This is a genomic window from Halopenitus salinus (assembly GCF_055397165.1).
Window position 1 is genome coordinate 2,383,227 of record NZ_AP043853.1, and the last position, 26,778, is coordinate 2,410,004.

A 26,778-nucleotide genomic window follows, 5' to 3' on the forward strand; every position below is an offset into this window, starting at 1 on the left:
TCCGGCAATTTGCGTTCCCGTCTGATATAAGCATGCCAAGGCTGCCGAAGGAGCGAGTTTGCCAACCCCAGCGGCTATGATGTCTACCGACGTATTCTCGGCGGTGACCGAATTCTCGGAGACTACTGATCCCGAAGCCGTTACGATTCGGCCTTTCCCGTCACTTTCGAAACAAATTGTTCGATAGAACCATATTCTCTTCTGATTTCTCGATATGCACTGTTGCTCATTCGTTGTATAGATTGTGGCTGGTAAGCAACTTTGTAATCGCAGGCTTCGTTGAGTACCTTACGAGCCACATCGATGTGCTTGAAATCAGCGATTGTGTAGAGCATATCTGCCGAAATATCACACCAATATCTCTGACTGATTACGTCGCTATCGAATTTGTGCCCCACTCGCCCAAAGAATCGATAGTGATCATTACGATAGAAGATTAAATAATCACCTTCGGTCATTTTGTCGTAGAACTTTTTATTCAGCTTACTGTTTTTCACACCCCATATCCGAACGTTTTCTGCCGTATCCACTTCATCAAGAGCTGACGTGTGTATCGGTAGTTCAGTAAGATCGACCGGTGAAATTACTGTTCGCTCAAACTCCGGGAAAGTTATCGGAACCAAAAACGCATCTCGACTCATTATTGAATCTATCTTACGCCGTCTACAAAGTTTTGGCCTTTATACACTCTCTCACTCACCACGAACAACTCTCTGAAGGAGAGTGATATGTTTGCTTGGCCTAGATCACTGATTTGTAGTCCCGAGACTTTCACAGTATCTCCCGTACCTCACGACTCCGTCAGTAGTCACAGAGATTCAGGTACACGAACAGCTGTCGTGACGCATCGGCTTCTCCCTGATTCTAAGACCTCATTTTAAGTCTATAGGTTGGCAGTCTGAAGGGTCAGTAATTGATATTGAAATTTGTCGTAGACAGAGCACATCGCTACACAACATATTTGACGGTCAACTAACTTTCCAACTATATGAGCGATTTTGACCTCGTAGATATCGAGGTCACCCATGAGTCAGCGGACGATGTTCTATACACAGACCTTGGTGAGACAAGTGAAAGTCATCTTCATACTGTTCAAGCAGTTCGTCTGCAAGCTGGTCAGCCAGACTCTGAACTTCGTTCCCTGAAACAGCTTGATGAGAATTCGGTCAAGATGCTCGAACATCAGGTCGATGCGGCGTACCGGGCTCTGTTCGAAATGGACGGGAAAGCGTTACTCGCAGACGAGGTCGGCCTCGGAAAGACGATCGAGGTTGGAATGATACTCAAGGAGATGCACTTCCGCGAGACTAACGATTCTGTCCTCATCTTGACACCCGCCCAACTGGCCAAACAGTGGCAAGCGGAACTTCGGGAGAAATTCGGGTTAGAGTTCGTCTGTAACTACGATGACGACTTCAACGGATTCGACAGCCACGACTACATCATCGCCAGTATCGACACGGCCAAAAGCGACAGATACCGACAGGCGGTGCTCAAACGCGACTGGGACGTTCTCGTTCTCGATGAAGCCCACTACGTGAAGAACGAGGAGACGGATCGATACGAGCTGATCGACCAACTCAGGTATAACTACGCGTTCTTTCTCACGGCGACGCCGATACAGAATGAACTCACCGACCTCTACAACGTCGTCTCACTACTCCGTCCGGGCTTGTTCGGAACACGTGATGTGTTTCACCAGTATTTCATCAATAGCGACCAGGAAACCCTCGTTAACCGTAACGAGCTTCAGGACCGGTTAAACAAGGTGATGATCCGGAACCGCCGTGAAGATACAGATGTAGACTTCACAGAACGGCGGGTCGATACGCGGAAATTCGATCCTTCACCGGCGGAGCGTGAGCTCTACCAAGCCGTATCCGACTACGTCAAGGGAGCTTACAGCCAGGATCAAGGACAGAAACTGGTGTTGATGCTTCTCCAAAAAGAGGTCGTCAGTAGTCCTGAAGCGCTTGAAACGACGATCCGGAAGAGACTCGATGACCAGTCAGAACTCACGCAGACGGAAGAGTTGGAGTCGATTATAGACCTCATCGATAATATTGACACGGTCACCAAACAGGAGCGACTGCTCGACATCGTCGAAGAGGCACGCGAAAACGTCGAGAAAGGACGCGTGATCGTCTTCACACAGTTCCGTGCCACCCAACGCCGGGTAGCTGAAAGACTGGCGTCAGAGGGCTACACGGTCCACTCGTTTCATGGCGGCCACTCTAGCCAGGAGAAAGAAGACATCATCGAGAGCTTTGAGGAACAGGGCGGGATTCTCGTTTCGACAGACGCGATGTCTGAGGGACGTAATGCTCAGTTCTGCAATATTCTGGTAAACTGGGACCTCCCTTGGAACCCGATGCGTGTTGAACAGCGGATCGGTCGTATCCATCGGATCGGTCAGAAACGGCAGGTCTACGTGTTCAATATGGCGTTGAAGGATACTGTCGAAGAGTATGTCCTTGAACGGTTATATCACAAGATCGATATCTTCCAACAGAGTGTCGGTGAGCTAAGCGAGATACTCACGAGGTTGGAAGAATCCGGGAAAAGCTTCGAGGATGAGATCTTCGAACGGCTGGTCAACGCTAATTCCGAGGTCGATTTGGAGAACAACTTTGACGCGATGGCAGTCGATCTACAAGAGCAACGCGACCTCGCCGAGAAATTGGAGGAATTCAATAGCGGTGTCTTCGAGGGATTCGACTTGGGGGCCAGCGATGACTGACGCCGCCGTACCGGTGACCCAGTCCACAGTTGAGAGTTTCACAGCGCGGTATCTCCGATCACTCGGCTGTCAGATCGATATACGAGACAACGAGTGGCAAGTAACGATTCCGGAAGATGTAGAGACCAACCTGCCGAAAGGCCAACACAATCTTCTCTGTGATACCGTCAAAGACCTAGATGAGACACACGCTCTCCTGAATCCCGAAAGCTCGTTCTTCCAATCGGTCCTCGACGACGCGAGCGACCGTGTACCTCTCGGGAGCATCAAGATCGGCTCAGCCGACACGGAGATTATTACGCCGGATTGGCTAGAGGATGGCCCAGTCTCAGTATCAGAGATCGACTTCACACCTTACTATGACCGAAGGGCACTAGTCATTCTCTTTCAGGTATCTGTTGAAACCGTGAGCGAGTATCAACAGGAATTCCTCCGCAGCATAGGTATCGATGTTCGGTCTAATGAGATTCTCCCCAATATCGACGAGACATTTCTAACCTTGACGCATTCGGAGGCTACTACTCTCACGTCGGGGGAGTTTACCGTGGAACCGACACAGGCGGAGCGGCTAGTAGACGTGTCTCGTAATTCTGTCCTCACTGACATACAGCCACAGATCGACGAAATCCACGAAGAGGCGTCTCGTGCCGCTGACGCAGAACTCGAAGAGTACCGTCAGTTGCAACGACAACGAGAGGACGAATTCGAGACAAAGATCACGCGTCTTCGGTCCAAGATTGAGGACCTCAACGAGTCGGTCGAGAATAAGAACCAGACGGAACGAGTTGAGGCACTGAAAGAGCGGCGAGAACATAAATCAAAGCTCGAAGAGGTTGAAGCGGAGCTCAAGGAACTACACCGCCGACGAGAGCATGGATATCCGGATCAACAGCAGGAGATTCGGGAGCGGCATGGATTAGAAGTAGTCGTCACCCCCGTCACCATTACTCAGGTTGAATATGAGCGCGGTGATGCCGAGTTTGACTTAACTGACCGTAATTCGACGGTATCGTTGACGGTCGGATACGGAAGTGGAGTTGGCGTGACGGAAGAGATTGATTGCGACACTTGCAACCAATCACTTTCGGAAGAAAATCCACTCTGGTCTATCACGAATGGCATTCAGTGTGGTAGCTGTGGTAGTGAGTAGCTCATCTGGTCCTGTGGTCATCAGTCGTTACTCCGCCTCAACAATAATACGGGGTAGAATAGTCGTTCGCTGAAAACTATGGATAAATCACTACCTGGCATTCTCGCTGGGTATTTCAATATATACTTGATCTTTTCTTTGTTTTCACTGATCTTTTATCAAAATATCTCCATTAGGGTTATAACAAGTAGGGCATTACGTATGGGTGCAGTAGCATACGAGTCCGATAAAAATCCCTCACTGTGCGCGGTTGCGAATCGCGGGGATGCCCAGTCCCGCGCGGTGCTCGTGTTGCCTAGCAGTTGGCCTCACGGCTAGGGTAGCACGATGCAGATCACAACACACAATATACCAACTGGGACTGACGAGACGTATAGTAACACATCAGGCACTAGTGACGACCAAGACGAGAGCGACGACGACCCAATAAAGAAGCGTCCCGCAATTCGTTTCAGCGAGACTGTCCTCAGAGAAAATTTTTTTTCGAGCAAACTTGTGAGAGTGTCCCTGCGACACCTACAAACAGATACTGGGAAACGGAAAATCACCAGACGGGAGGCAGTCGAAGATGAGAACGACTTGCCCACTGACCCGATTTTACCTTTCGATCACTGCCACTACTACTACTGTCACGTGCCAAAACGTTACGTACGTACGTACAGACAGACACGATCGTGTCAGTCTGACACGTCGTCACTCACGGGGTGGTCAGTGTGACGACCTCGTCCCGAGTGAAACTCGGGTGGGAAGTCCCGAATGATCGATGGGCCGAGTATACCGCCAAAGTCGAAGAGAAGTGGGGTGAAACCCGTCTATATGCCGGCGTTCAGATCGAGGAGTCTTGGCGTGAGTACCGCGACGTTCATGCCTTGGAGAGCTATGCCAACCGTCTATTAGAGGCAGCCGGACTCTCTCGTGAGGTTGATAGAAAAAATAATTTTCCGAGTGTTCCGTCTCTCGCCGACACCGAATCGAGTCGGCAGTTCGTTCGCGTCCACGAGGATGTCAAACACGGAATGGAGCAGTACGCTGCGGCGAACGACCTCTCGAAACATGAAGTTCTACGCGGCGTGATCGCGTGGTATCTTGGTGGGACTAGAGAAGAGCGTCTCATCAAGAAGCTCGAACGTGTCGTTCCCGAAGCAGAGCGGTCCTTCGCGCAAGACAAAGATGACGGCTCTGACATAGCGAACGGTCTTCGGAAAACTGAGCGCACTACCCGGGAGATTGCACGTACCCTTGGGAACAGTTTTTCGGAGAAAGATCTTAAAAGGGCCATCAACGATAAGACCAGCGGGACAGACCACTTCCACAACAAGTTCACGCCGCGCGTGGTGGAGTACAAGGGCGTGAAGCGCTGGGAATACGACGAAAGTCCCGATATCTATCTCTCGTCGGAGGTTTCGAAGAAGAAGCAGACGACGGAGATCGTGTCCAATCTTGTTGGTGACTGTGAGGGGCCACCCTCACCGTTCACAAAAAAAGAGTTCACACGAGCGCTTTACTTCGCAGGCATCGAAGAAAACTCGAATAGCCGGGAGGCGGTGAGCGAGTACAGAGATCGCGTCCTCGAACGTATTGGGTTCGCCTGGTCCGATGAGACTGAACATTTCGAACCGGTGGATAATTCCAATATAGGGGCTAAGTCAAACCCGAACGCGGACAATGAGGATGGGACTGACCTGAACGCGGATAGCGAGCCTGTTGCCGACAAGATGGCCAAACTTGAAAACGCGACACAAATCCGTGCGGACGGCGGTGGTAGTGAGGACATGAGCTAGTAGGTCCGTGTATTAGAAATGTTGGCCGGGTAGTTCAGTCGTGCTCTCATCCGGTGCTTACTACTGACATCTGTTGGTGTGGGTTACTGAACCCAGCCCAGCGACGGTCGATAGATTGATCGGAGGCCAAACGTGATCAGATTTCTATAGCAGATTCAATCTGACGTGGTTATTATTACATTCCACATAAGAAATATTTATAAGATAATAAGTTGCCGCGGCATAGTCACCGGTTCATACCTCGTTGATAATCTGTAATCAGTTGCTCATCATCATCCTCGACGTACTGCATTGTCTGATTGATTCGAGCATGCCCAGCCAACCGACGGACTTGATGTAGATCGAGTGAATCTACGTCATTAACCCAGTGAGTGATAGCCGACCGTCTAATCCGGTGTGATGTCACGAACCATTCCTGTACATCATCATCCGGTTCTGGGTCAGGTGGGCGCAATGGCCGCTGTACACCCGCAGCTCGCGCTGCGGATTTGATGATATTGTTAATCTGAGTCGGCTGCATCTCATCGCTGTGTGTGGTTACTAATATCCTCCCTTCACCGGGATCAGCTACGCCACAAAATCCGTGTCGAACACGTTCACACCATCGCTTGAGTTGAAATTTAAACTCTCTCGGGAAACAAACATCACGCCGGATCAGTTTGGGGTGCTCTTCCGGATTAAGTTTCGCTGACCGAACGTTGATCAGACAATTGTCCCAATCAATGTTCTCAACTCTCATCCGACTAAGTTCATCTGACCGACACCCAGTATACCAGGCTAGCCTGACGACGATTTCGTTGCGCAGACGCGTCTGTTGCTTCGATCCCGGTACATTTTCAAACAACTTTTCGACCTGTTCCGGGAGAAGTGCAAGGATATCGTTCGATGGGGAGCGAGAACCGTCAATATCTTTCGAAGAGAGGCTATGCTGCCGCTTGTATTCAGACTGGTTCTCGTAGATCCGATAGTCATTCTTCAAATCAATTGTGTCTTTGTTGGGGCACGGATGCCCATTAGCAAGCGTCAGTTGATTGTGCGCTTCGTCGTTTTCCACGACAGAGTAAAACGACTGAACTGAACGGTAGTAGCTCCCGACAGTCGTATCTGCCAAATCAGTATTATTCTGTATATACCCTCTCACGTCACTGGTCTCGGCAGCGAGTGGATCAATTTCATTCGATTCACAGAATGCCAACCAGTAGCGTACTTCTCGGCGACGGGTCGTGACTGTGGAGTCTGAGGTCCCTGTCTTTTGACCCGTCAGACTATCCAAGTATAGGCCAAGCAATTCCTCCGAGTGTGCGGAAATAGTTTTGTTGTCAGGTGTCGTGTACTCCCCCTTGTAGTTCCGCATTTTAGAACCTCATCCAATGACGTGTCCCATCCACGATAGCGCTGTGGACATTCTCCGTCGTTTCCTGTTCGAGGTGGAGCAGCGCCTGTCTGGCTTTGTGCTCTGGTTCGCGGAGTTGACCGGCAAAGTGGTTCGCAGATCCATCAATAGCGACTCCCGTATCGGTGCTCCGGAGTGTATCAATAATGAACTCGATATATTCTTGTTTACTCATCTCGCCCCTTCCACCCATATCTTTCAGCGCGTATTCGGGTATGTCTCTCGGGTATGCCGGTAAACGCGGCAAGATATCCATTGCTAGCTCCTCAATACTCTCAGTGTCGTCACTGTCCTCTGTATCACCTACAGCTGCCAAAGTGTCGATCTTACTGTTTGCAGCGGCGATATCCCGATGCAACTCGTCAAGCTTCTCTGACAATTGTGAGACATCTTCACCAGAGCCGGTGTCATCCGTTTGTTCAACAGCTTCTATAGGGACGTACTCGTTGTTGATTTCCCGATCCACAGCACGTTGAACCAGCGATGACATGGTTTCACCGTCTGCGAGCGCTTTTTTCCACTCCTTCTTTTTTGCCCGAGCGACCCGGACATTGAGTTTGATTTTGTTCCGCTGCTCGTTAGCCATAGCAGCAGCTTCACAGACTTAATAAATAAAATGTGGGACCCCAGTGGGGTTACTCGTTTCCAAACATCTGGCGCATCATCGGGTGCATCTCCATGAGCTGTTCTTCCGCGATCTCCTCGTAGAGCTTGTAGGTGATCGAGACCGCAAGCAGCAGTCCCGTTCCTGAGACGCCGCCGACGGTGCCGAGCATGTTCGCCATCACGGCGAGCAGCCCGACGAGGGCGCCGCCGATGACGGTCACCTGCGGGATGTACCGTTCCATCACCTTCTCTACGACCTGCGGGTTCCGTCGGAACCCGGGGATCTGCATCCCGGAGTTCTGGATCTGCTGGGCGGTCGCCTCCGGGCCCATCCCGGTGGTCTCCACCCAGAAGATGGCGAAGATCGCGCCGCCGACGACCATGAACGTCAGGTCGATGGCGATCCGGATCGCGATCATCCACGGCTCGGCCGCGGTCTCGCCGAGGAACCACATCCACTGTTGGGGCTGTTGGATCGGGTTCAGGTAGTAGAACACGCCCGAGACCGGCTCGCCCTGGTCGCCGTAGACGCCGAGCCACGCCGGCATTCCCTGCCAGGTCCGGTTGAGGATCTGGCCGAGGAACTGGACGTTCGCCTGCAGCGCGCGAACGAGGATCATCGGCAGGACGGACGCGTAGATGAGCTTCACGGGGAAGCGCCCGCGTGCGCCCTTCACCCGGGCGTGCGAGAGCGGGATCTCCACGCGAACCGACTCCGCATAGACCACGACGACGAAGATGAAGACCGTCGTGAACAGCGCGAGCACGTTACCCGGCGCGAAGAGCAGGTTCTGGAGCCCGTCGGCCGTGAAGATCGACCCGATGGTCAGATCCCCGACGATGATCCCGTACCAGCTCGCGAAGAATCCGACGTTGCCGAGCGCCGACCAGCTGAAGAACCCGCCGACGATGCGCTGGCTCACGCCCGCGATGATGAACAGGCCGACGCCGGACCCGACGCCCCACTTGCTCACGATCTCGTCCATGAACAGGATGAGCACGCCGCCGACGAAGACCTGTGCGAAGATCAGCGTCTGTACGCCGAAGGTACCGATCGAGAGCGCGTTCCCGACCGCGGGATCCGCGGGAAGGAACCCGCCGGAGTAGACCATCGGTGCCGCGGTCAACGCGGTGACGACGAACACCAACAGCTTCTGGAGGCCCTGATAGAGGACCTGATCGCGCGGGTCGTCCGTGTCGAGCCCGAGAAGGTTGGCGCCGCCGAGCAGCTGGAGGACGATCGACGCCGTGACGATCGGGCCGATCCCGACCTGCAGGAGCGACCCGTGTCCGCCGGCCAGGATCGACCGGAACTGGCCGAAGAAGTCGCTGCCCTGTCCGGCCGCCAGCCCGAACGGGTTGATGTTGGTGAGGAAGAAGTACACCATCAGGATGGCGCCGGTCCACGCGAGCTTCCGCTTGAACGGAACGTGGCCCTCCGGACGGCGGACGGCCGGCATCCGCGTGAGCACTGGTTCGGCGGCGTCCTTCCAGCTCATGGTTATGCGTCGTCTGCCTCGGCGTCTGATGTGTCTTCTGGTTCTTCGTCGGCCGTCTCGGCGCGCTCGGAGAGGACGGCCTCGCCGCCGGCCTCCTCTATGAGCTCGCGTGCACCGGCCGTGAAGGCGTCGGCGGTGACGCGAAGCTGGCCGCGGACCTGTCCGCCGCCGAGCACCTTCACGACGTCCGCCTCGTAGCCGTCCTCGGCCACGTCACGGGCGTCGATCACGGTCGTCTCGCCGTCCGTCTCGGCGAGGTCGTCGGCGACGTAAAGCGCCGCGTCCTCGTCGAGCTTCTGGACGGAGACCTCCCGAACGTCGACCGCTGCGCCCTGGGGGCGCTTGAACCCGTACTTTCCGAGCGGTTCGTAGTTGTGGTACTCGTGTTTCGACCGGCCGGCGGCCCCGCGACCGCCGCGGTGGCCGGCGCCCCGGCGGTTCTTGTGCGTGCCGCCGCCGTGGGTCCGGGATCCGCGCTGTCTGCGTTTCTTGTCGGTCATCGCATTGCCTCCAGCAGCGAGTCGATCTCCTCGCTCGAGTGGCGGCCGAGCTGGCCGCCGTCGACGATCGGATGTTTCACGCCGTCGTGGCCGCCACGCGGCGGGTGCAGCCGAACGGCCGGCGAGAGACCCTGTTCGCGAAGCGTGGTCTCCTCGTCGACGAGCGCCGCCGCGAGCGCCTCCAGGTCGTCGTAGTCGGTGTTCTCGGCGATCCACTCGTCGTCGACGTCCGCGGACCCCTCGAGGGGCTCCCCGCGGCGGGCGATCGTCCGTTCGACCGCCTCGACGCTCGGCTCGCCGAAGGCCACGAAGTCGTTCACCTTCGTGATCATGCCGCGGTAGGCGTCCGTCTCGGGGACGAACGTCGCGTGATTGACGCGACCAACGTTGAGCATCTGGAGGGTGTCCTCCACCTCGTGGCTCATGTTGACCTCGCCGCGGAGCTGTACGATCGCCTGCATCACTCGCTCACCTCGTCGTAGTGCACCTGTCGTGCGTGCTGGGGGGTTCGCGACTGTGCGGCGTTCTCGAGCGCGTTGAACGTGGCCTTCGCGAGGTTCACGGTCGTCCGCGTGTTGCCGTTCGAGCTGGTCCAGGCGTCCTGGACGCCGGCGAGTTCGAGGATGTGGCGCACCGTCGGCGCCGCCGCGAGCCCGAGCCCCTGCGGGGCGGGCTTGATCTCGACCGTGACCGATCCGGCCTTCCCCTCGGCGGTTCGCGTCAGCGAGTTCGTACCGCCGGGCTGGTCCTCCCACGAGCCCGATCCGCGGTCGACCTCGATGACGTTCAGCTTCGCCACCTCGATCGCCTTCTGGATCGCCCCGCCGACCTGTTCGTCTCTGGCCTGCGCGTAGCCGAGGTAGCCGTCGCGGTTGCCCACGACGACCACACATCGGAACTTCACGCGCCGTCCCGAGTCGGTCATCCGCTGGACCATGTTGATGTCGAGGACCTCGTCCTCGAGCCCCGGGAGGAGCTGATCGACGATCTCCGGCTCCTTCAGCGGGAGTCCGGACCGAAGCGCCTGGTCCATCGAGGTGACGTCGCCGTCCTGTACCTTGCGGCCGAGCCGCGTGCGCGGCTCCCAGCCGTCGTTGTTTCTACTCATAGTCCTCCTGTATCGTGGCGAGCACGTCGTCGAAGTGCTCGGGGAGTTCGGTGGCGTCGAAATCGCCGCTGTAGAGCGGCTCGTCGAGCTGCTCGGCGTACTCGGCGATGTGCTCGCCGCGGTTGCGCGACCAGTCCGCGAGAACGCTCTCGTTGTGCGGGATCTCGAGCCCTGCGTCGATTGCGCCTTCCTGTACCGCAAACACCTTGTTGCCGGGCGTCGCCGTGTTGAGACCGATGTCGAGGACCGCCTCCTCGAACCCGTCCTCGAGCGCGCGAGCGCCGAGGATGTAGCCCGTCAGGTACGCGCTCGGAAGGTTCCCCGTTGGCGCCTCCCAGCCGTACTCCTCGAGGTCCTCACTCGTCGCCGTGAGGTGTGTCTCATCGCCGTTCGATCCGGGGGTGACCAGCTGCGCCCTGACGTGAGCGTTGCTCACCCGGGCGACCAGGCGAGGCTTGCCCGATTTCAGCAGGCGCAACCTCTGGTGGTAGTCCGTCCGGACCTCACGACGACGGCGCATCGGCACCGTGTATCGTGGTCCTGTTGCCATCAGTCGTTCACCTCGTATCCGTACTGCGTCCGGATGTACGCCTCCAGACGCGCGACGTCCTCGAAGTCCCCGCCGCTCGCCTTGTTGTAGAGCGTGCGGTACTCGGAGGCGTCGAGGACGTCCTCGTCGTCGCGAAGTTCCTTGAGCCGCGCTCGCTGTGCGCGGATCCGGGCCTTCCAGTCGTCCTTGTCGCTCTTTCGAGCGCCGGATTTACCCTTGCGGGTGCCGGCGCCCGTCCGGTGACCGTACGAGCGCTTCTCCGCGCGCTCTCGGGCACGGCCGCGCGAGTTGGACTTGGCGTCCTTCGCGCGGATCGTCCCCTGCTCGATCAGTTCTCGGACGTCCTCTCGTGTGATCGCGTCCTCGATCTCCTCTTGTGCGCCGGGGTCGAGCCAGACGCGGCTCTTTCCGACGTCGAGTTCGTCGGCCGCGAGTCGCTTTTGTGCTGAGAGATCGGTCATTCTTCGACCTCCACTTCGACGTAGGTCGGGTTGAGCACGCGGATCTCGCGTTCCTCGGCGACCTCCTCGATGCGCTCGCGCTTTCGCGCGCCGACCGACCCGGCGATCCGAACCGCCTGCGTGTCGCCGTCGACGCCCTCGAGGTCGTCCGCGTTGTGAACGCGCACCTCCTCGAAGCCGCTCGGGTGGAGTCCACGTGCGGCCGTCGGCGAGCGGAAGCCCGCCTCGACGGTGTCGCCTTTCCCCTTTATCCCCCGTCGCTGCTTCGACAGGTTGCCCCTCGGCTTGCGCCAGGAGGTGGGGATCCGCTTTTTCTTGTGGTAGTCCTGTCGGTTGAACTGCGGTTTGCCCTCGCGGTGTTTCTGTGCGAGCGCACGCGCCGTCTCGTCGTCGAGGTCGGGCGTCTTCTCGGCGTACCCGCGCGGGCGCAGTTCGGTCTCGACGTCCTCGTCGTCGGCCGGTTCGGCCTCCTCGGACGTCTCCTCTTCGATCTCGGCTTCCGTCTCCGATTCGACCTCGAGCCCGCCGACGTCGGCTTTGATGCGCGCTGCGAGCGCGTTGCCGACGCCGTCGACCTCGGCCAGTTCGGACTGGGAAGCGGCCTTCACGTCCTCGACGGTCTCGTAGCCGGCCTCCCTGAGCGCCTCCGCTTTCGAGGGGCCGACGCCGCTTATGTCCTCGAGTTCCTCTGGCATTTAGACTCCACCTGCCTTCGGCTTCTCGACGATGTACACGCCGTCCTGGAAGACTCGCGTGTCCTTGTCGGAAACCCTCGTCAGCTGTTCGATGTCGGCGGCGGTCTGTCCGACGTCCTCCTTGGAGGGGCCGGAGAGCGTGATCTCCTCGCCGTCGACCTGTACGTTCGTGTCCCCGCGGATGGGGGTTCGCCGCTCCGCCCGCTCGCCGAGGAAGTTCTCGATGACCACCTCGTCGCCGTCGACCGAGACCTGCATCGGGAAGTGGGCGTAGAAGACCTCCATCCCGTACTCCCAGCCGTCGGTCACGCCCCGAATCATGTTCGAGACGTGGCTCTCGAAGGTGCCGACCGTCGCGTTGGTCTTGGCGTCCTCGTTCTCGGCGGTGATGACGACCGCGTCGTCGTCGATCGCGACCTCGACGTCGGGGTACCACAGACGGCGCGTGACGCTGCCGTTGGGTCCCTCGATCGTGAGATCCAGGTGATCGATCTCCGCGGAGACGTCGTCCGGTATGTCTATTTCGACTCTGTTCATTGTTAGTAGACGTATGCGATCACTTGGCCGCCGATGCCCTGTTCGCGGGCCTCGTAGTGGCTCATGACGCCGTGGCTCGTCGTGACGATGAGCGTCCCGTAGTCGCGGGCCGGGAGGAACCGCTTCTCCCATCGCTCGAACTCGTCCGCGCCCGCCGAATAGCGGGGCTTGATGACGCCACATTCGTTGATCGCGCCTTTCAGTTCGACCTCGAATCGTCCGGCCTTTCCGTCGTCGACGAACTCGAAGCCGCCGACGTACCCGCGGTCGTAGAGGACCTCGAGCACGGAGCCGATCACGTTCGAGGCGGGCTCTACCGTAAACGACAGATGACCGACGCTCTCGGCGTTATCGAGTCCCGCCATGGCGTCGGAGAGTGGGTCGTTGCCTGCCATCGTTAGCTGTACTTCCTGAATCCCATGTCTCGGGCGACCTCGCGGAAACACTGCCGACAGAGGTTGATCTCGTATTTCCCGACGAGTCCCTGCTTGCGTCCGCAGCGCCGGCACTCGACCTGCTGGTCCGTCCGGCTCGTGGCGTGTTCGCCCGTTGGTTCGCTCTCGGTTCCTGCGTCGCTTTCCGCTTCGGTCTCGCTCTCGCTCATTCGGCGACCTCCAGATCGAAGTTCTCCTCGAGGAACGCCTGCGCGTCCTCGGCGGTCATCCGATGTGATTCCGGGATCGACCGGGTAACCGTATCGCGCTTCGAGACGCGGTAGCCCGGCCGGACGATGGAGACCGTCACGTCGAGTCCGTAGATCCCGACGTTCGGGTTGTACTCCTGGCTCGGGAAGTCGGTGTGGTCGTCGATCCCGAAGCTCAGGTTCCCGCGGTCGTCGAACTGCGAGGCCGAGACGTCGACGAGCTCCAGCGCGGTCGCGAGGAACTCCTCGGCGTCGTCGTTTCGCAGGGTGACCTTCGTGCCGATCGGGTCGCCCTCGCGGACGTCGAACTCGGCGATCGTTCGCTTCGCCGTCGTTCGAACGGACTGCTGGTCGGTGACCGCCTCGATGATCTCCTCGGCGTCCGCCAGCGGTTCGCCGCCCTCGCCCACGCCCATGTGGACGACGACCTTCTCGATCTGCGGCTGCCGCATCTCGTGTTCGACGCTCATTCGTCGTCACCTCCGGTGAAGTTCTCGTCGATCACGACGACGTACTCCTCGACCGTCTCGTAGGCGTCGTCGTCGGTCTCGACGGTCACGGCGTTGTCGCCGGACCCGAGGGTCACGTCGATCGACTCGACCGTGCCGATCCGGCCGGCGTGCTGGCCGGCGACGGCGGTCACGAGCGCGCCCTCCTCGTAGACGAAGTGGGCGACGATCTCCTTCGAGTCGTTGTCGATGACGATGGAGTCCTTCGTGTGATACTGGTCGGCCTCCTCCGGATCGACGAGCACGTTCGTTCCGTCGTGGAGCGTGAGCTGCAAGTCCCCGCCGGGGACGGTCGTCTTCTCCGTGATCCGTCCGAGGCGGCTCCCCGCCGACTCCGCGTCGATCGGGGTCAACGCGAGCCGTCCCCCCTCGTCGGGGAAGACGCGGTAATACTCCTCCCGCTCGGTGAACGCCAGGATGTCGAACATCCCGATCGGCCGCTCCTCGTCGGAGATGGCGTCGCCGTTCACCAACACGGAGTCCTGGTTGAGCGCGTAGCGCGCCTCCTTGCGGGTGTCCACGTACTCGAGGACGTCCCGAAGCAGGATCAAGAGCGGAACCCCGGATCGCCCGTGCGGGCCGGCGTCCGCCTTGACGGTGAACGTGTCCGTCTTGCGCTCGACCGGCCAGGAGTTCGGTACTGCCAGTCGTTTCTGGTGGTTCGTCATTCGTTATCCTCCAGTAGCCGCGCCTCGCGGCGGTCGTCCTCGAGGTCGAGCTCCGTGACGCGGACGTTGCTGGCCGGCAGCGGACGGGGAACCTCCTCGCCGTCCGCCTTCTCGACCGTGACGTCCTCGACCGTGATGGTCGTGTCGCGAAGCGACACCTCGACGACCTCGCCCTCCTCGCCGGCGTGGTCCCCGCGGAGGATCTCCACCGTATCGCCCGCGTTGACGCGGACGTTTCGCTGGTCGTACTCCTCGCGGAGCTCGTCTGCGAGCGTTGCACGAACCTGCTTTTGGCGCTCGTGCAGCGGCGCGGTCTCCGTTCGTTTTCGCTGTTTGCGTGGCTGTCGCGTCATGGTTAGACGATCATCGTCGCGGTGGACGCGATGCTCCCGAAGCGTTCGGCGACCTCGCGGGCGACGGGGCCTTTGATCTCCGTGCCCCGCGGCTCCTCGAGGTCGTCGATGACGACGGCGGCGTTGTCCTCGAACCGGACGCGGCGGCCGTCGGGACGCCGGATCGCCTTGCGCTGGCGGACGATTACCGCCTCCAGCACCTGGCGTCGCATTTCCGGGGTCCCCTTGGTGACCGAGACGGTCACCTTGTCGCCGATGCCCGCCTTGGGGTGGCGGTTCTTCGTGCCGGAGTAGCCGTGCACGCTGATGACCTTGAGCTCGCGGGCGCCGGTGTTGTCGGCGCACGTGATGAGCGAGCCCTTCTCGAGGCCCTGCGTGACGTCGGCCTTCAACGCCTCCATCAGGCATCACCGTCCAGCACTTCGACGACGACGTGGGATTTCGTCTTCGAGAGCGGTCGCGTCTCCGCGATCGTCACTTCGTCACCGACCTCGAGGGAATCGAGCACGCCCGGCACGTGTGCCGGGATGCGCGATCGACGCTTCATGTACCGATCGTATTTCGGCACGAAGACGTCGTATTCCCGCTCGACGATGACGGTCTTTTCCATATCCGTCGACACGACCGTTCCCTCTCGGGTCTGGCCGCGGACGGAGAGCTGTCCGTAGAACGGACACTTCTCGTAGTCGTACTCCTCCGGTTCGTCTGGTTCCGGAGGCATGGGTACGTCAATTCCTATCGCCATACTGAGACACCTTCCTCGGTGCGTTCGGCGGGTCGTGAGAGCAGTCGTGTGCCATCCACCGTAACGTAGACCGCGTCCTCGCACTCGCCTAGGGAGCGGCTCGTCCCGTCTCCGGTCTCGGAGTCGTCCTCCGAGACCGAAGACGGGAACGGGCGAGACTGACGGGGGCGGACCCCCGCAGTATCCCGTCCGAGTTCGGACGCGGACCCCGGGACCTTCCGGTCGCCGGCGGCTTCATCTGTGCGTGCGTTCGCGGTCGCGGCGACGCTCGGCGCCTCGACGATCGCGAACTCGAAGGTCGTCCCCCGCTTGGGGACGCGTTTGTCCCCCGTCGCCGTGCGGACGACGATCGTCCGCTGGCTCTCCGCGACGACACGGCCAGCGACGTCGACGAGGTCGCCGTTGCTGGCGGCGGCCACCCGTACCGGGAGGCCGATGAGTTCGTGTCGCGTGAGCGTTTCGGGGGTGATCACGGATCGTGGTTCGTGGCCGCTATTCGTCCTCGAGGTCGCCTTCCTCGGTCTGGATCGTCTTGATCCGCGCGATGGTGCGTTTCAGCTCGCCCATCCGACCGGGACTCTCGGGCATGCCGCCCGCGGCCTGTTGGGCCTTCACGTTGAGCAGCTCGGTCTCGAGTTCCTCGAGTTCGACCTCGCGTTCCGCCGGGGTCATGTCGCGGATCTCGTCGGGGTGGAGGATCGCCATTATTCGTCCTCCTCCTCGTCGGCCGCGTCAGCCTCGTCGGTGGTCTCGGATTCGGTGTCCTCCTCAGCCGTGGATTCGGTCTCCTCGTCGGCCGCGGACTCCATCTCCTCGACGAGTTCCTCGGCCTCGGCCTCGACGTCCGCCTCGAGCTCGTCGAGATCCTCTGCGTCCTCGCCCTCCGGCGTGCCCGTCTCGACGGGCTCCTCGGGGGAGGTGTCGGTCGCCTCGGAAGCCGTCTCCTGGCTCTCCTCGATGACCTCCTCGACGATCTCCTCGTCGATCTCCTCGTCGGGACCGCCCGTGGGCACCTCGACGTCCTCGTCGGCGCCGACGTCGGGGACCTCCTCGGGCTCCTCCTCGAGGAGCGACTCGACGCCCTCCTCGGCGGACGCCTGTTCGACCTCGGGAACCTCGGCGTCCTCGCGGAGCTCGAAGTCGTCGGGAAGCTCCGCTCCCGGCGGGATGATCTTGACCGTCACGCCGATCGTTCCGAGCTTCATCACGGCGACGCCCTGTCCCTCGTCGACGACGTTCTCCGCGGGCTCGCCGTTGTGCTTGATGTAGCCGCGGTTGAACTTCTCGACGCGCGAACGGGCGCCCGTGACCTTCCCGGAGAGGACGATCTCGGCGCCGAGCGCGCCGGACTCCATGATCCGGTCGATCGTGGTGTGTCCCGCCTTCCGGAAGTACCAGCCGCGCTCGAGCGCGTTCGCGAGGCGGTCGGCGACGATCCGGGCGTTGAGGTCCGGCTCGTCGACCTCCTGGACGTCGATCTGCGGGTCGTCCATGTCGAAGCGTTCCTCGAGCGTCGAGGTGATCTTCCGGATGTTCTTTCCGCCCTTCCCGATGACCATGCCGGGCTTTTCGGCCTTCAACACGATCTGGGTGCCCATCGGCGTCTTGGCGATGTCCATGCCGCCGTAGCCCGCACGACCGAGCTCGTCAGCGAAGAACTCGTCGATCTGGGCCCGCTGTAGGCCGTTCTCGATGAATTGGTGTTCGTCTGCCATTATTCGTCGTCCTCCGTCTCCTCGATGATGAGCTCGACGTCACAGAGGGTCGTGTTCCACGGCGAGGCGCGGCCGAACGCGCGGGGCTGTCGTCCCGGGCGTTCGCCGACCTTGTGGGCGGCGACGTGTTTGATCTCCATCTCGTCGCCGTCGAAGCCCTGTTCGGTCGCGTTGTTCTCGACGTTCTCGATGAGCTTGAGGAAGTCCTTCGAGGCCTTCTCGGGGTACCGTCCCGCGTCCCAGCCGTCGATGTCCGATCGGTGACCGACGCCGGTGTTGTGCTGGCGGAACGGAACCGAGCGCTCCTCGTCGATGACCGCCTGGAGGTACGTCCGCGCCTCCGCGACGGTCTTTCCTTTGATCTCTCGCGAGATCGCCTTGCTGTGCTTCAGGCTGATCGGCCGCTCGCGGAGCATCCCCTTGGCGGTCGTCTCCGGATCGGCCTCGACGCTGTAGTTGATTCCCATGGGTTACTTGAGCGGCACGAACTTCGAGGACCGGGTCGCGCCGATGCCGGCCTGCCCGTGTTCGACGGACGTTCGCGTGAGCTGGAACTCGCCGAGGTAGTGGCCGATCATCTCGGGTTCGACCCGGACGCGCTCGAAGCTCTGTCCGGTGTAGACCTCGAAGGTCAACCCGACGAACTCCGGCAGGATCGGCATGTCGCGAAGGTGCGTTCGGATCGGGTCGTTGGCCGTCCCCTCCTCGGTTCGTTCGCGAGCCGTCTCGAGCAGCTTGCGCCGTTCGGCGCCCAGCCCTCGTTCGATGGTTCGCCGCTGGCGTGCGGGAAGCAGTTCCGCGACCTCGTCGACGTCGAGTTCCTGCAGCTCCTCGAGCGTGTGACCGCGGTAGGCGAACTCCTCGCCCTCGCGGCCGATGCGGTATTCCGAGCTCATGTGTCTCCTCCTCGTCCGGTCCGCTTCGATGCGATGTCGCCGACCTTCCGTCCCGGCGGGGCGTCACGCGAGACGGACTTCGGCTGTCCGGGGTGCTGGCGACCGCCGCCGCCGAACGGGTGGTCGACGGCGTTCATGGCCACGCCACGGACGCGCGGGTACTTCGTGCCCCGCGCCTTCATCTTGTGATGTTTGTTGCCGGCCTTCACGAACGGCTTCTCGGTTCGGCCGCCGCCGGCGACGACGCCGATCGTCGCGCGCGACTGCGGGTTGAGCCGTTTGACCTCGCCGCTCGGAAGCTGGACGACCGCGACGTCGCGGTCGTGGGTCAAAAGCGTCGCCGAGACGCCGGAGGCGCGGGCGAACTTGCCGCCGTCGCCCGGCTGGCTCTCGACGTTACACACCGGAACGCCCTCGGGGATCTCCGCCAGGGGCAGCGTGTTTCCGGGCTTGATCTCGGCGCTCACGCCGACCTGGATCGTCTCGCCGGTCGAGACGCCCTCGGGCGCGAGCACGAGTCGACGATCGCCGTCCTCGAACTCGATCTCCGCGAGCGGAGCCGAGCGGGCCGGGTCGTGTTCGATGCCGACGACCTCGCCGGCGATCGTATCGTCGCCCTCGTTCTGTTTGTGCGATAGCTCCGCCTTGTAGCGGTGGGACGGGGCTCGGAACGTCGAGCCGCCGCGTCCACGCCGCTGTCCTTGAATTCGTCGTCCCATGTTCAGAACACCCCGATTCGGGAGGCGACCTCGGTCGCGTCGTCGTCCGGCGAGAGCGTGACCGTGGCCTTCTTTTTCCCCTTCGGCGTCACCTGCGTGTTCACGTTCTCGATGTCGACGCCGTAGCGCGTCTCGATGGCGTCGCGAACGTCGCCTTTCGTGGCGTCAATGTGGACGAGGAACTGGAGCTTGTTGTCGAAGTCCATCTCGTCCATCGCCTTCTCCGTCACGAGCGGGTGTTCGATGATCGAGCTCATCGGTCGGCCACCCCCTCGATCGCGCTCTCGGTCCAGACGGTGAGCCGTCCGGGGTGTGCGCCGGGAGCGAGGTCCTCGGCGTCGAGCTGGTCGGCCGTCGCGACGTCGACGCCCGCGAGGTTGCGGGCGGCCCGCGACGGCTCCTCGCTCGTCACGACGAGCACCGACTTCGGCTGTCGGTACTTTCGACCGCGGGTCTTCCCGCGGCCGGCTCGGATGGATCGGCCGTCCTCGGCGCGCTCGATGTCGGCGTCGAGCCCGACCGTCTCGAGGAACGCGAGCGCCTCCTGGGTCTTCTGGAGGTCCTCGAACTCGTCGGAGACGACGAGCGGAAGCTCGACGTCCTCGTCGAAGGCGTGCCCGCGCTCGGCGACGATCTCCGCGTCCGTCGTGGCCGCGATGGCCGAGCGGACGGCGAGACGTCGCTCCTTGTCGTTGAGCTTCTTCGAGCGGTCCTTCTCCGTCTTCGGCGGGTGGGCGCGCCGCCCCGAAACGACGTTCGGGACGCGGCGCGCCTGACCGTTCTCCTGTGGGATGTGTGCCATCCCGCGGCCGGAGCCGGGCGACTCCGCCGGGGTTCGAAGCCCGGCGAACTCGTCGGAACCGTACGCCTGCTTTCTGTTTGCCTGTGCGACGGAGACCGCACGCCGGATGAGGTCCGGGCGGAACGCGGTCTCGAAGACGTCGGGGAGGTCGACCTCGCCCGCGTCGTCGCCGTCCAGGTCTCGTACTGTTGCCTTCATGGGTTATCCCTGGTTGGATGCGGTTGATACGTACCGGACCTCGGGGTCGAGGCGCGGCTGGTCGTTCGGTCGGATGGCCGGCCGGAACCGGAGCAGTCGTTTGTCCGGACCCGGAAGCGAACCCTTGATGAGCGCGTAGGAGCCGTCGACCTCGCCGTAGTTGACGAAGCCGCCCTCGACGGAGGCGTCGTCGCCCTCGCCGAAGTCGATGAGGCGCTTGTTGAGTTCCGTGCGCTGGTGGTAGCCGGTCTGTCCCTGCTGGGGAACCGTCGAGCGGACCCGGGAGGGGTTCCACGGACCGAGGTTCCCGATCCGGCGCCGCCAGCCCTGGCGGGCGTGTTTGCCCTTCCGCTTTTGAACGCCCCACCGCTTGACGGGGCCCTGGGTTCCCTTGCCCTTCGTGACGCCGGAGACGTCGGTGTACTCGCCCGCGCGGAAGACGTCGCCGAACTCGTGGGCGCCGCCCTCCTCGACGAGCTCGAGCGCGAACTCCGCGCGCTCCTCGAGCGAGCCGCCGCCGACTCGCGTCTCCATGACGTCGGGTTCCTTCTTCGGCACGTTCGCGAGCTCCGAGGGGGCGGTGTGTGTGATGACGCGGACGTCGTCGACGACGTCCTCATCCAGGAGCTCCTCGAGCTCCTCCGCGTCCTCCTCGAAGGTGTCCTCCGCCGGCAGGTCGAGGGCGCGGTCGAGTTCCTCGTGGAACTCGCCGCCCCAGACCTCGGTCACCGGCTTCTTGCCGTACGGCGTGTCCTCGTAGGCGCGCAGGGCCACCGCGTACATCGGCGGCGTCTCGACGACCGTGACGGGAACGGACTCCTCCATTCCCTCACGGGGCGAGTTGGCTTCGTCGTTGACCATGACGACGTGGGTCATTCCGGCCTTGTAGCCGGCGAATCCCTGGAGCGCGGGTGCTCCGTCGTCGTCGGGCCACGAGCGGATGCGGGGCACCTCGCTCGACGCGCGTTTGCGCGGTCCAAAGCCCAGCGAGCCTTTGCGTGGTCGGCTTGGTTGTGGCATGTGTTTACTCCGTGAGTGTGAGGGACGCGAGGGACGCGAACATCGCCTCCTCCGTTCGCACCACCTGGCTTCCCTGGTTCGGGATCGTGTTCACCCAGAGGTCGAACCCCGGATCGGGTTCGACGGGGCCGCCCTTCGCGGCCCGGACTGCCTCGGGTTCCACCCCGAGCATCTCCGGAAGTCCCCTGCCCGGCGAGCCGAACGCGACGATCGGATCGTCGACGTCGGCCACCGTTCCGACGAGTTCGCCGAGTCGCGAGACGGAGAGCCGCTCCCCGTGTCGCGACGTCGCGATGGCGTACCCGCCGTCGGCGAGCACCTCCGGGAGGTCCGCGCCCACGACCTGGAAGCCGTCCTCCGGCTTCCCGGTGATGCGGGCGCGGACCGGTTCTCTCGAAGAGATCCTGATGGTGACGCGCTCCCCCCGCTCGAGTTCCATACCGGATGGAACGAGCAGCGAGATCGGGTGTTCCCACGGCGGGGAATTGACCCGAACGCGGCCGTCAGGTCCGACCTCGGTCACGAGTCCCTGTGTTTTCGACTCGTCCCCGTCGGGGGTCGAGCCGGTCCGTGACGGGAGGCGAAGCGGCGGAAGGACGCCAACGTACGCCAGTTCGTCGCGACGGTCCCAGATGCCCGATCGCAGATCGGGCGGGGTCGCGGCGTACCGGAGTACGGTGGCGACGAACTCGCCGCCCCATCGGCGTTCGCCCTCCCCGTCGGGGAAGACGACGAGCCGGGTCGCCGAGAAGACCGCGGCCGCGCGGGCCACGTAGCCGAGTTTGCGAGTCGCCTCGCGTTGGTCCTCGGCCTCTCGGACGACCGACGACGGAACACACAACGTGAGTCCGTCCATGGGTCGCCTCGTCACCAGACTGTACACTCCATTCCGGATCCGATCCTAAAAGGGTAGCGGAACGAGTTCGCCACTGAGGACCGTTCACACGCCGATTGAGAGGCGTTCACGGGGGGGAGGCCATCGACGATGATCCGCCACGATCGTCCCCGCACCCGGTCGCCGTCGCGGTTCCCTACCGCGATCTCGCGATCCACGAACGTGGATCCGTCCTGGCGATCGATCGGGAGCTCACCGAAGCGCGTCCTCGATGGAGCGACACCAGGACAGTAGCCACTCGTCGCGGCCGAACCGCGACACGCACTGCAGCGCCATCGGCAGCCCGTCATCGGTCCTCGATGCCGGAACCGTGACGCTCGGGAGCCCCGAGTGCGTCCACGGCAGGTTCATGATCGGATCCCCGGTCGACTCGAGCCCCTCGGGCGCCGGGCCCGGCGCGGCCGGGCTCACCAGAACGTCGAGGTCGTGGGTCTCGAACGTCTCGTGGAGTCGCTCGCGAAGCTTCGACCGGCCGCTTCGAGCTCTGGCGAGCGTCTCGACCGACGTCTCCCGTCCCTCGTGGACGAACTCCGCCGTCGCGTCCGCGTATCGGTCCCCGTACTCGGAGAACCGGGCGTCGTGACCGATCGCCATCTCCGCGGACATGATCGCCTCGTGTCGCTCGTTTATCTCCTCGATGTCCTCGCCGAACGGGTCGATCCGGACCGTCGTGTACCCGGCGGCCTCGAGACGCTCGACGTGCGCTTCGAAGTGCTCGCGCCCGACGTCCTCGGCCTGCTCGAGATACGGTCCCTCGAGGACCCCGATCCGGGACAGATCCGGCGGGTCGTCCCCCGCTCGCCAGTCGTCGTAGAGGACGCCCGCCGCCAGCTCGGCACCCTCGACGTGCTGGGTGAAGAACCCGACGTGGTCGATCGACGGCGCGACCGCGATCGTCCCGTCGATCGGGATCCGGTCGTGGCTGGGCTTGACGCCGACGATCCCACAGAAGGCCGCCGGGCGGTTCGTCGACCCGATCGTCTGGGTCCCGAGCGCCAGCGGACACAGACCCGCCGCGACGGCGGCGGCGGATCCGCTGCTCGATCCGCCGGGGGTGTGGTCCGGATCGTGGGGATTCCGCGTCGGACCGGACTCGAAGCAGGCGAACTCCGCGGTCACCGTCTTGGCGAGGACGACGGCCCCGGCGTCCGTGAGCCGCGAGACCGCCTCGGCCTCCGCCCCGGAAAGCGCCTCGGCCGGGACGTCGGATCCCGCACGCGTCGGCAGGTCGGCCGTCCGAAAGACGTCCTTGATGCCCACGGGAACGCCGTAAAGCGGGGGGCGGGACTCCGGGTCCGGGAACCGCGATCGAACCCGCTCCAGGGCCCGATCGATCCGTTCCCATCGGTTCTCCTCGTCGACGAACGCCCGTAACCTCGGGTCGACCGCCTCCGCGCGCTCGCGGGCGTCCCGATAGTGCGCCTCGAGGTCGGTCGTGTCGTACCGCAGCGATCGCGAGATCGACGCGAGCGACGTGTCACCAAGTAGCTCCGTCATGCCGTCGTCTGTGGGGGCGGGGGGCTTAACGGTTCTCCCGTCGCGTCGATGCCGCCTCGAGTTCGGTTGCGTTCGGATCGATTCGGTTCGGATCGATTCGGTTTGGTTGTGTTCGGGTCGGGTCGTTCGGGTCGACTCCGGTCCCGCAACGTCGACCGATGGCCGGTTCCAACGCATCTATACGCGTGCTCGACCGAGACGAGGTGGATGACGACCGACTCGAGCACCACGGACGAGATCATGGCCGGCGTTCACCGTGCGCTTCGAGAACACGGTTACGCCGACCTCACGATGCGCGACATCGCCGAGGCGTGCTCGAAGAGCAAGTCCCTGCTGCACTACCACTACGACACGAAGGAGGACCTCCTCGTCGCCTTCCTCGATCGACTCATCTCGACGTTCGAGTGGCAGGTCGAACGCGGCGCGGATCGGCCGGCGCCGGAGCGGCTCGCCGAGTTCATCGCGTGGTTCACCTTTGGTCCCGACGCGACAGACCGCGAGCACTTCCACGTGGCCCTGTTGGAGCTTCGATCCCAGGGTCCGTTCAACGACCGGATACGCGCCCAGCTGCGCCGAAGCGACCGGATGTTTCGGGAGACGGTGTCCGACGTCATCGAGGACGGCATCGAGGAGGGAGCGTTCCGTCCGGTCGATTCCGGCGAGCGCGCCGCCCTCCTCGTTGCGGCCCTCGACGGCGCGAGGACCAGGCAGATCACCCTCGACGGGATGGCGATCGAGGGGGACACCTACACCAGGGTCGTCGCGGAGGCGGTCGTCGCCGAACTCGTCGAGCCGATCCTGACCGAGGGGACCCGGCTGCCGGCGCTCTCGGAGGTCGACGTGATGCTGCCCCGTGATTCGGACGTCTACACCTGTCGGTCGGGATCGTCATCGCGGGCGTCCGGCGCTCCCGACGTCGACGAAACCGACCGGGAATCGCGCGGTGGAGATCCGACCGATCCGGCGTAGCCGCCCGTCGTGTCACTCGATGTACAGCGAGTAGACGATCACGCCGAACCCGAACGCCGTGAGGACGCTGTTTATCGCGATCCCGATCGCGATGTCCCAGTTGAGCCCCTGATCGAGGATCCCGCCCAACAGCGCGCCGACCGTCACGAACCCGAAGCCGATCGCGAGCGCGCGAAGGGACCGGTCGCCGGTCCGTCTGTACGCGCGCGTGGCGTAGTAGGTGATGCTGCCACCGAGCAGTAGGATGGCGGTCTTCGCGACGATGATGAGCAGGTCGATATACATTACCATGTGTCGTGTCCTCGATTTCGTCAGTTTCTCGTTCGTTTCTCTCTCGTTCGTGTGTCTCGTCGTGGTTCCTCGTCTCTCAGGTCTCCTCTCGGACCTCCGACCAGAGCGCGGCGAGCCGCTCGTCCTTCGCGGGCTCCGGTCGGGATAGCTCCACGGTGAGCTCGTTCTCCTCGTCGAGCTCGACGGTCACCGAATCGAACGCCACGCTGTAGCGGGTCGTGTGCTGTCCGTCGCGGCGTATCTCCGTCGACTCGCGCAGCAGGTCGGCGTCGGTCAGCCGTTCCAGCTTTCGATAGGTGGTCGAAAGCGGGATGTCGCACTCCTCGGAGATCTGGCTCGCGGTCTTCGGCCCGTCCAGCGCGGCGATGATCTCGGCTGCGGCGTCGTCGCTCAGCGCGGCCAACACGTCCCGTGGATCCGGCTCCTCCTCGCGCGACGACGGGTCCCGCACCATGGTCGGAGGGTGTCGTCGCCGTCGGTTAAATCCTCCCGATCCGCTCGCCGCGGCGACCGAACCGGTTCGGGTTCCGCGAGCGGACGCGATCTCTCGACCCCCGACCGGGAGATGCACGACTGCGAGGGAATCGCTGACTGTCGGGGGTCACCGTCCCGACAGCCGGGCGTACACCGGCCAGGAGGCGTCCCCGTCGGGCGGCGAGGTCTCCTCGCCGTCGACCTCGACGCCCGACCCCGTGCGTGCCACGCCGACCTCGGCGGCGGGCGTCCCCCGCTCGTGGAGGGAGTCGAGGACGCCATCGACGTCGTCCGGGTCGACCGCGAGGAGCAGCGTCCCCGCCGTCGTCGCACGCCACGGATCCATCCCGAGGGCCTCACAGGTCGCCTCGACGCCGGGGCGATACGGCACCGCCTCGGAGTCGATCCGCAGGCGAACGCCCGCCGAGTCCGCCATCTCGTGGAGCCCCCCGAGCAGCCCGCCCTCGGTCGCGTCGTGCATCGCGTGGACGCCGTCGTGCTCCGTGATCGCCAGGGCGTCCCCGACGAGTCGGACCTCATCCAGCCGCGCTTGGGCGGTCGCGACCGTCTCGGCGGGAAGATCGATCGCGTCGGGAAAAAGCGAGGCGAGGAGGCCGGTGGCCTCGACGGCCGGCCCCTTCGTGAGGACGATCCGATCGCCGGGGCGCGTCCCGTCCGGCCGGACGATCCGGTCCGGATCGCCGACTCCGATCGCGGTGGCCGCCCCGACCCAGGGGTATTCACTCCCCGGATAGCGGGCGGTGTGTCCGGTCGTGATCGCCACCCCGAGGCGTCGACACTCCCCGTGGATCGCCCCCCAGACGCGGTCGAACTCCTCGTTCGCCATTTCGGAGGGAAGCGCGAAGGCCACGGAGAGGTGGCTCGGCGGGATCCCGGAGACGGCGACGTCGGAGAGCACGATGTGGAGGGCGAACCGTCCGGCGCGCTCGAAGCCGAGATCGGGGAGGATCGAGATCGGGTCCGTGGCGAGGACGGTCGCGCTTCCGCCCCCGGCGTCGATGACGCCGAAGTCGCAGCCGTGTTTCGGACCGAGCGCGACGTCCTCGCGGTCGGCCCCGAGCCGGGAGGCGACGTGTGTCTCGAAGAACCCCCGGGAGATCTTCCCGTCATCCGGCACGGCCGATCTCCCCTCCCTGTGGTGTTCGACTTCCCCGTGGTAGCCGTACTTCTCGCGGCCCCACGGCGAGGGGGCAGGACGAGAACACGACGTCGGAGGGAGGGACGACGGAAGGGGCGTCTTCGGACATGGGCGACGGTTGTGCGGAATCGCACATAAACCTCGGGAGTGCGGTCACGGATACCGGCCACGGCCGGATCGTCGCACACGTACGCCGAGAGAAGCC

The 26,778-nt window shown here is 62.5% G+C and carries 36 protein-coding genes; 4 read left to right on the forward strand and 32 right to left on the reverse strand.

What is annotated here, in order from left to right; translation table 11 throughout:
• Nucleotides 1-140: 140 nt before the first annotated feature.
• A complete protein-coding gene (locus tag ACZ5YD_RS13705) occupies nucleotides 141-641 on the reverse strand; it encodes a hypothetical protein (RefSeq protein WP_379741145.1) in 501 nt (166 codons plus the stop codon).
• Between the two features lie 347 nt (nucleotides 642-988).
• On the opposite strand from ACZ5YD_RS13705, the gene ACZ5YD_RS13710 reads away from it, so the two are divergent.
• From ACZ5YD_RS13710 to ACZ5YD_RS13720, 3 genes are all read left to right on the forward strand, one after another.
• On the forward strand, nucleotides 989-2,740 hold the full coding sequence (locus tag ACZ5YD_RS13710) for a DEAD/DEAH box helicase (protein WP_379741142.1): 1,752 nt from the start codon (nucleotides 989-991) through the stop codon (nucleotides 2,738-2,740).
• Entirely contained in the window at nucleotides 2,733-3,890 is a 1,158-nt protein-coding gene (locus ACZ5YD_RS13715) for a coiled-coil domain-containing protein (RefSeq protein ID WP_379741139.1), read from the forward strand. The genes ACZ5YD_RS13710 and ACZ5YD_RS13715 overlap by 8 nt, the downstream gene beginning before the upstream one ends.
• A gap of 713 nt (nucleotides 3,891-4,603) precedes the next feature.
• Entirely contained in the window at nucleotides 4,604-5,671 is a 1,068-nt protein-coding gene (locus ACZ5YD_RS13720; RefSeq protein ID WP_379741136.1) for a hypothetical protein, read from the forward strand.
• A gap of 226 nt (nucleotides 5,672-5,897) precedes the next feature.
• On the opposite strand, the gene ACZ5YD_RS13725 is transcribed toward ACZ5YD_RS13720, so the two are convergent.
• From ACZ5YD_RS13725 to ACZ5YD_RS13860, 28 genes are all read right to left on the reverse strand, one after another.
• The gene (locus ACZ5YD_RS13725) at nucleotides 5,898-7,025 is read right to left on the reverse strand and encodes a tyrosine-type recombinase/integrase (protein WP_379741133.1); all 1,128 of its coding nucleotides are present in this window, start codon (nucleotides 7,023-7,025) and stop codon (nucleotides 5,898-5,900) included.
• Between the two features lies 1 nt (nucleotide 7,026).
• Nucleotides 7,027-7,650, reverse strand: a complete 624-nt coding sequence (locus ACZ5YD_RS13730; RefSeq protein WP_379741130.1) for a hypothetical protein — start codon at nucleotides 7,648-7,650, stop codon at nucleotides 7,027-7,029.
• Nucleotides 7,651-7,699: 49 nt separating this feature from the next.
• The gene (gene secY / locus ACZ5YD_RS13735) at nucleotides 7,700-9,169 is read right to left on the reverse strand and encodes a preprotein translocase subunit SecY (RefSeq protein ID WP_379741127.1); all 1,470 of its coding nucleotides are present in this window, start codon (nucleotides 9,167-9,169) and stop codon (nucleotides 7,700-7,702) included.
• A gap of 2 nt (nucleotides 9,170-9,171) precedes the next feature.
• Complete coding sequence (locus tag ACZ5YD_RS13740; protein ID WP_379741124.1) at nucleotides 9,172-9,669, reverse strand: uL15m family ribosomal protein; 498 nt, start codon at nucleotides 9,667-9,669, stop codon at nucleotides 9,172-9,174.
• Nucleotides 9,666-10,130 carry a 50S ribosomal protein L30 gene (locus ACZ5YD_RS13745; protein WP_379741120.1) on the reverse strand — a complete coding sequence of 155 codons (465 nt, stop codon included), beginning with the start codon at nucleotides 10,128-10,130 and terminating at the stop codon, nucleotides 9,666-9,668. The genes ACZ5YD_RS13740 and ACZ5YD_RS13745 overlap by 4 nt, the downstream gene beginning before the upstream one ends.
• Nucleotides 10,130-10,777: a 30S ribosomal protein S5 gene (locus ACZ5YD_RS13750; protein ID WP_379741117.1), complete on the reverse strand. Its 648-nt coding sequence runs from the start codon at nucleotides 10,775-10,777 to the stop codon at nucleotides 10,130-10,132. The genes ACZ5YD_RS13745 and ACZ5YD_RS13750 overlap by 1 nt, the downstream gene beginning before the upstream one ends.
• Nucleotides 10,770-11,327 (reverse strand): 50S ribosomal protein L18, encoded by a 558-nt coding sequence (locus tag ACZ5YD_RS13755; protein ID WP_379741114.1) that lies wholly within the window; start codon nucleotides 11,325-11,327, stop codon nucleotides 10,770-10,772. Before ACZ5YD_RS13755 ends, ACZ5YD_RS13750 begins: the two co-directional genes overlap by 8 nt.
• Entirely contained in the window at nucleotides 11,327-11,788 is a 462-nt protein-coding gene (locus ACZ5YD_RS13760) for a 50S ribosomal protein L19e (protein WP_379741111.1), read from the reverse strand. Before ACZ5YD_RS13760 ends, ACZ5YD_RS13755 begins: the two co-directional genes overlap by 1 nt.
• Nucleotides 11,785-12,483, reverse strand: coding sequence for a 50S ribosomal protein L32e (locus ACZ5YD_RS13765; protein WP_379741108.1), 699 nt, complete (start codon nucleotides 12,481-12,483; stop codon nucleotides 11,785-11,787). Before ACZ5YD_RS13765 ends, ACZ5YD_RS13760 begins: the two co-directional genes overlap by 4 nt.
• Nucleotides 12,484-13,020 (reverse strand): 50S ribosomal protein L6, encoded by a 537-nt coding sequence (locus tag ACZ5YD_RS13770; RefSeq protein ID WP_379741105.1) that lies wholly within the window; start codon nucleotides 13,018-13,020, stop codon nucleotides 12,484-12,486.
• Nucleotides 13,021-13,022: 2 nt separating this feature from the next.
• Nucleotides 13,023-13,415 carry a 30S ribosomal protein S8 gene (locus tag ACZ5YD_RS13775; RefSeq protein WP_379741102.1) on the reverse strand — a complete coding sequence of 131 codons (393 nt, stop codon included), beginning with the start codon at nucleotides 13,413-13,415 and terminating at the stop codon, nucleotides 13,023-13,025.
• A gap of 2 nt (nucleotides 13,416-13,417) precedes the next feature.
• Nucleotides 13,418-13,624, reverse strand: a complete 207-nt coding sequence (locus ACZ5YD_RS13780) for a 30S ribosomal protein S14 (protein WP_379741099.1) — start codon at nucleotides 13,622-13,624, stop codon at nucleotides 13,418-13,420.
• Entirely contained in the window at nucleotides 13,621-14,133 is a 513-nt protein-coding gene (locus ACZ5YD_RS13785) for a 50S ribosomal protein L5 (RefSeq protein ID WP_379741096.1), read from the reverse strand. The genes ACZ5YD_RS13780 and ACZ5YD_RS13785 overlap by 4 nt, the downstream gene beginning before the upstream one ends.
• Complete coding sequence (locus ACZ5YD_RS13790) at nucleotides 14,130-14,840, reverse strand: 30S ribosomal protein S4e (protein ID WP_379741094.1); 711 nt, start codon at nucleotides 14,838-14,840, stop codon at nucleotides 14,130-14,132. Before ACZ5YD_RS13790 ends, ACZ5YD_RS13785 begins: the two co-directional genes overlap by 4 nt.
• Entirely contained in the window at nucleotides 14,837-15,193 is a 357-nt protein-coding gene (rplX, locus tag ACZ5YD_RS13795) for a 50S ribosomal protein L24 (protein WP_379741091.1), read from the reverse strand. The genes ACZ5YD_RS13790 and rplX overlap by 4 nt, the downstream gene beginning before the upstream one ends.
• A gap of 2 nt (nucleotides 15,194-15,195) precedes the next feature.
• Nucleotides 15,196-15,594 carry a 50S ribosomal protein L14 gene (locus ACZ5YD_RS13800; protein ID WP_379741088.1) on the reverse strand — a complete coding sequence of 133 codons (399 nt, stop codon included), beginning with the start codon at nucleotides 15,592-15,594 and terminating at the stop codon, nucleotides 15,196-15,198.
• Entirely contained in the window at nucleotides 15,594-15,938 is a 345-nt protein-coding gene (locus ACZ5YD_RS13805; protein WP_379741085.1) for a 30S ribosomal protein S17, read from the reverse strand. The genes ACZ5YD_RS13800 and ACZ5YD_RS13805 overlap by 1 nt, the downstream gene beginning before the upstream one ends.
• Nucleotides 15,929-16,411 (reverse strand): ribonuclease P protein component 1, encoded by a 483-nt coding sequence (locus ACZ5YD_RS13810; RefSeq protein WP_379741083.1) that lies wholly within the window; start codon nucleotides 16,409-16,411, stop codon nucleotides 15,929-15,931. The genes ACZ5YD_RS13805 and ACZ5YD_RS13810 overlap by 10 nt, the downstream gene beginning before the upstream one ends.
• Nucleotides 16,412-16,430: 19 nt before the next feature.
• Entirely contained in the window at nucleotides 16,431-16,643 is a 213-nt protein-coding gene (rpmC, locus tag ACZ5YD_RS13815) for a 50S ribosomal protein L29 (RefSeq protein WP_379741080.1), read from the reverse strand.
• Nucleotides 16,643-17,653, reverse strand: a complete 1,011-nt coding sequence (locus tag ACZ5YD_RS13820) for a 30S ribosomal protein S3 (protein WP_379741077.1) — start codon at nucleotides 17,651-17,653, stop codon at nucleotides 16,643-16,645. Before ACZ5YD_RS13820 ends, rpmC begins: the two co-directional genes overlap by 1 nt.
• A complete protein-coding gene (locus ACZ5YD_RS13825; RefSeq protein ID WP_379741074.1) occupies nucleotides 17,653-18,120 on the reverse strand; it encodes a 50S ribosomal protein L22 in 468 nt (155 codons plus the stop codon). The genes ACZ5YD_RS13820 and ACZ5YD_RS13825 overlap by 1 nt, the downstream gene beginning before the upstream one ends.
• A gap of 3 nt (nucleotides 18,121-18,123) precedes the next feature.
• Nucleotides 18,124-18,549, reverse strand: a complete 426-nt coding sequence (locus tag ACZ5YD_RS13830; RefSeq protein ID WP_379741072.1) for a 30S ribosomal protein S19 — start codon at nucleotides 18,547-18,549, stop codon at nucleotides 18,124-18,126.
• On the reverse strand, nucleotides 18,546-19,268 hold the full coding sequence (locus ACZ5YD_RS13835) for a 50S ribosomal protein L2 (RefSeq protein ID WP_379741069.1): 723 nt from the start codon (nucleotides 19,266-19,268) through the stop codon (nucleotides 18,546-18,548). Before ACZ5YD_RS13835 ends, ACZ5YD_RS13830 begins: the two co-directional genes overlap by 4 nt.
• 2 nt (nucleotides 19,269-19,270) lie before the next feature.
• The gene (locus ACZ5YD_RS13840; RefSeq protein WP_379741066.1) at nucleotides 19,271-19,525 is read right to left on the reverse strand and encodes a 50S ribosomal protein L23; all 255 of its coding nucleotides are present in this window, start codon (nucleotides 19,523-19,525) and stop codon (nucleotides 19,271-19,273) included.
• Nucleotides 19,522-20,268: a 50S ribosomal protein L4 gene (gene rpl4p / locus ACZ5YD_RS13845; RefSeq protein WP_379741063.1), complete on the reverse strand. Its 747-nt coding sequence runs from the start codon at nucleotides 20,266-20,268 to the stop codon at nucleotides 19,522-19,524. The genes ACZ5YD_RS13840 and rpl4p overlap by 4 nt, the downstream gene beginning before the upstream one ends.
• Before the next feature lie 3 nt (nucleotides 20,269-20,271).
• Nucleotides 20,272-21,288: a 50S ribosomal protein L3 gene (locus ACZ5YD_RS13850; RefSeq protein WP_379741060.1), complete on the reverse strand. Its 1,017-nt coding sequence runs from the start codon at nucleotides 21,286-21,288 to the stop codon at nucleotides 20,272-20,274.
• Nucleotides 21,289-21,292: 4 nt separating this feature from the next.
• Entirely contained in the window at nucleotides 21,293-22,144 is an 852-nt protein-coding gene (locus tag ACZ5YD_RS13855) for a putative RNA uridine N3 methyltransferase (RefSeq protein WP_379741057.1), read from the reverse strand.
• Between the two features lie 231 nt (nucleotides 22,145-22,375).
• Entirely contained in the window at nucleotides 22,376-23,680 is a 1,305-nt protein-coding gene (locus ACZ5YD_RS13860) for an amidase (protein WP_379741054.1), read from the reverse strand.
• 207 nt (nucleotides 23,681-23,887) lie between these two features.
• Between ACZ5YD_RS13860 and ACZ5YD_RS13865 the strand changes: the two genes are divergently transcribed.
• A complete protein-coding gene (locus ACZ5YD_RS13865) occupies nucleotides 23,888-24,649 on the forward strand; it encodes a TetR/AcrR family transcriptional regulator (RefSeq protein ID WP_379741051.1) in 762 nt (253 codons plus the stop codon).
• A 12-nt stretch (nucleotides 24,650-24,661) separates the two neighbouring features.
• On the opposite strand, the gene ACZ5YD_RS13870 is transcribed toward ACZ5YD_RS13865, so the two are convergent.
• The 3 genes from ACZ5YD_RS13870 to ACZ5YD_RS13880 all read right to left on the reverse strand — a co-directional run bounded on the left by ACZ5YD_RS13870 (nucleotide 24,662) and on the right by ACZ5YD_RS13880 (nucleotide 26,552).
• A complete protein-coding gene (locus ACZ5YD_RS13870; protein ID WP_379741048.1) occupies nucleotides 24,662-24,940 on the reverse strand; it encodes a DUF7521 family protein in 279 nt (92 codons plus the stop codon).
• Between the two features lie 76 nt (nucleotides 24,941-25,016).
• Nucleotides 25,017-25,394, reverse strand: a complete 378-nt coding sequence (locus tag ACZ5YD_RS13875) for a helix-turn-helix domain-containing protein (RefSeq protein WP_379741045.1) — start codon at nucleotides 25,392-25,394, stop codon at nucleotides 25,017-25,019.
• Nucleotides 25,395-25,541: 147 nt separating this feature from the next.
• The gene (locus tag ACZ5YD_RS13880; protein WP_379741042.1) at nucleotides 25,542-26,552 is read right to left on the reverse strand and encodes an AIR synthase family protein; all 1,011 of its coding nucleotides are present in this window, start codon (nucleotides 26,550-26,552) and stop codon (nucleotides 25,542-25,544) included.
• Nucleotides 26,553-26,778 lie beyond the last annotated feature (226 nt).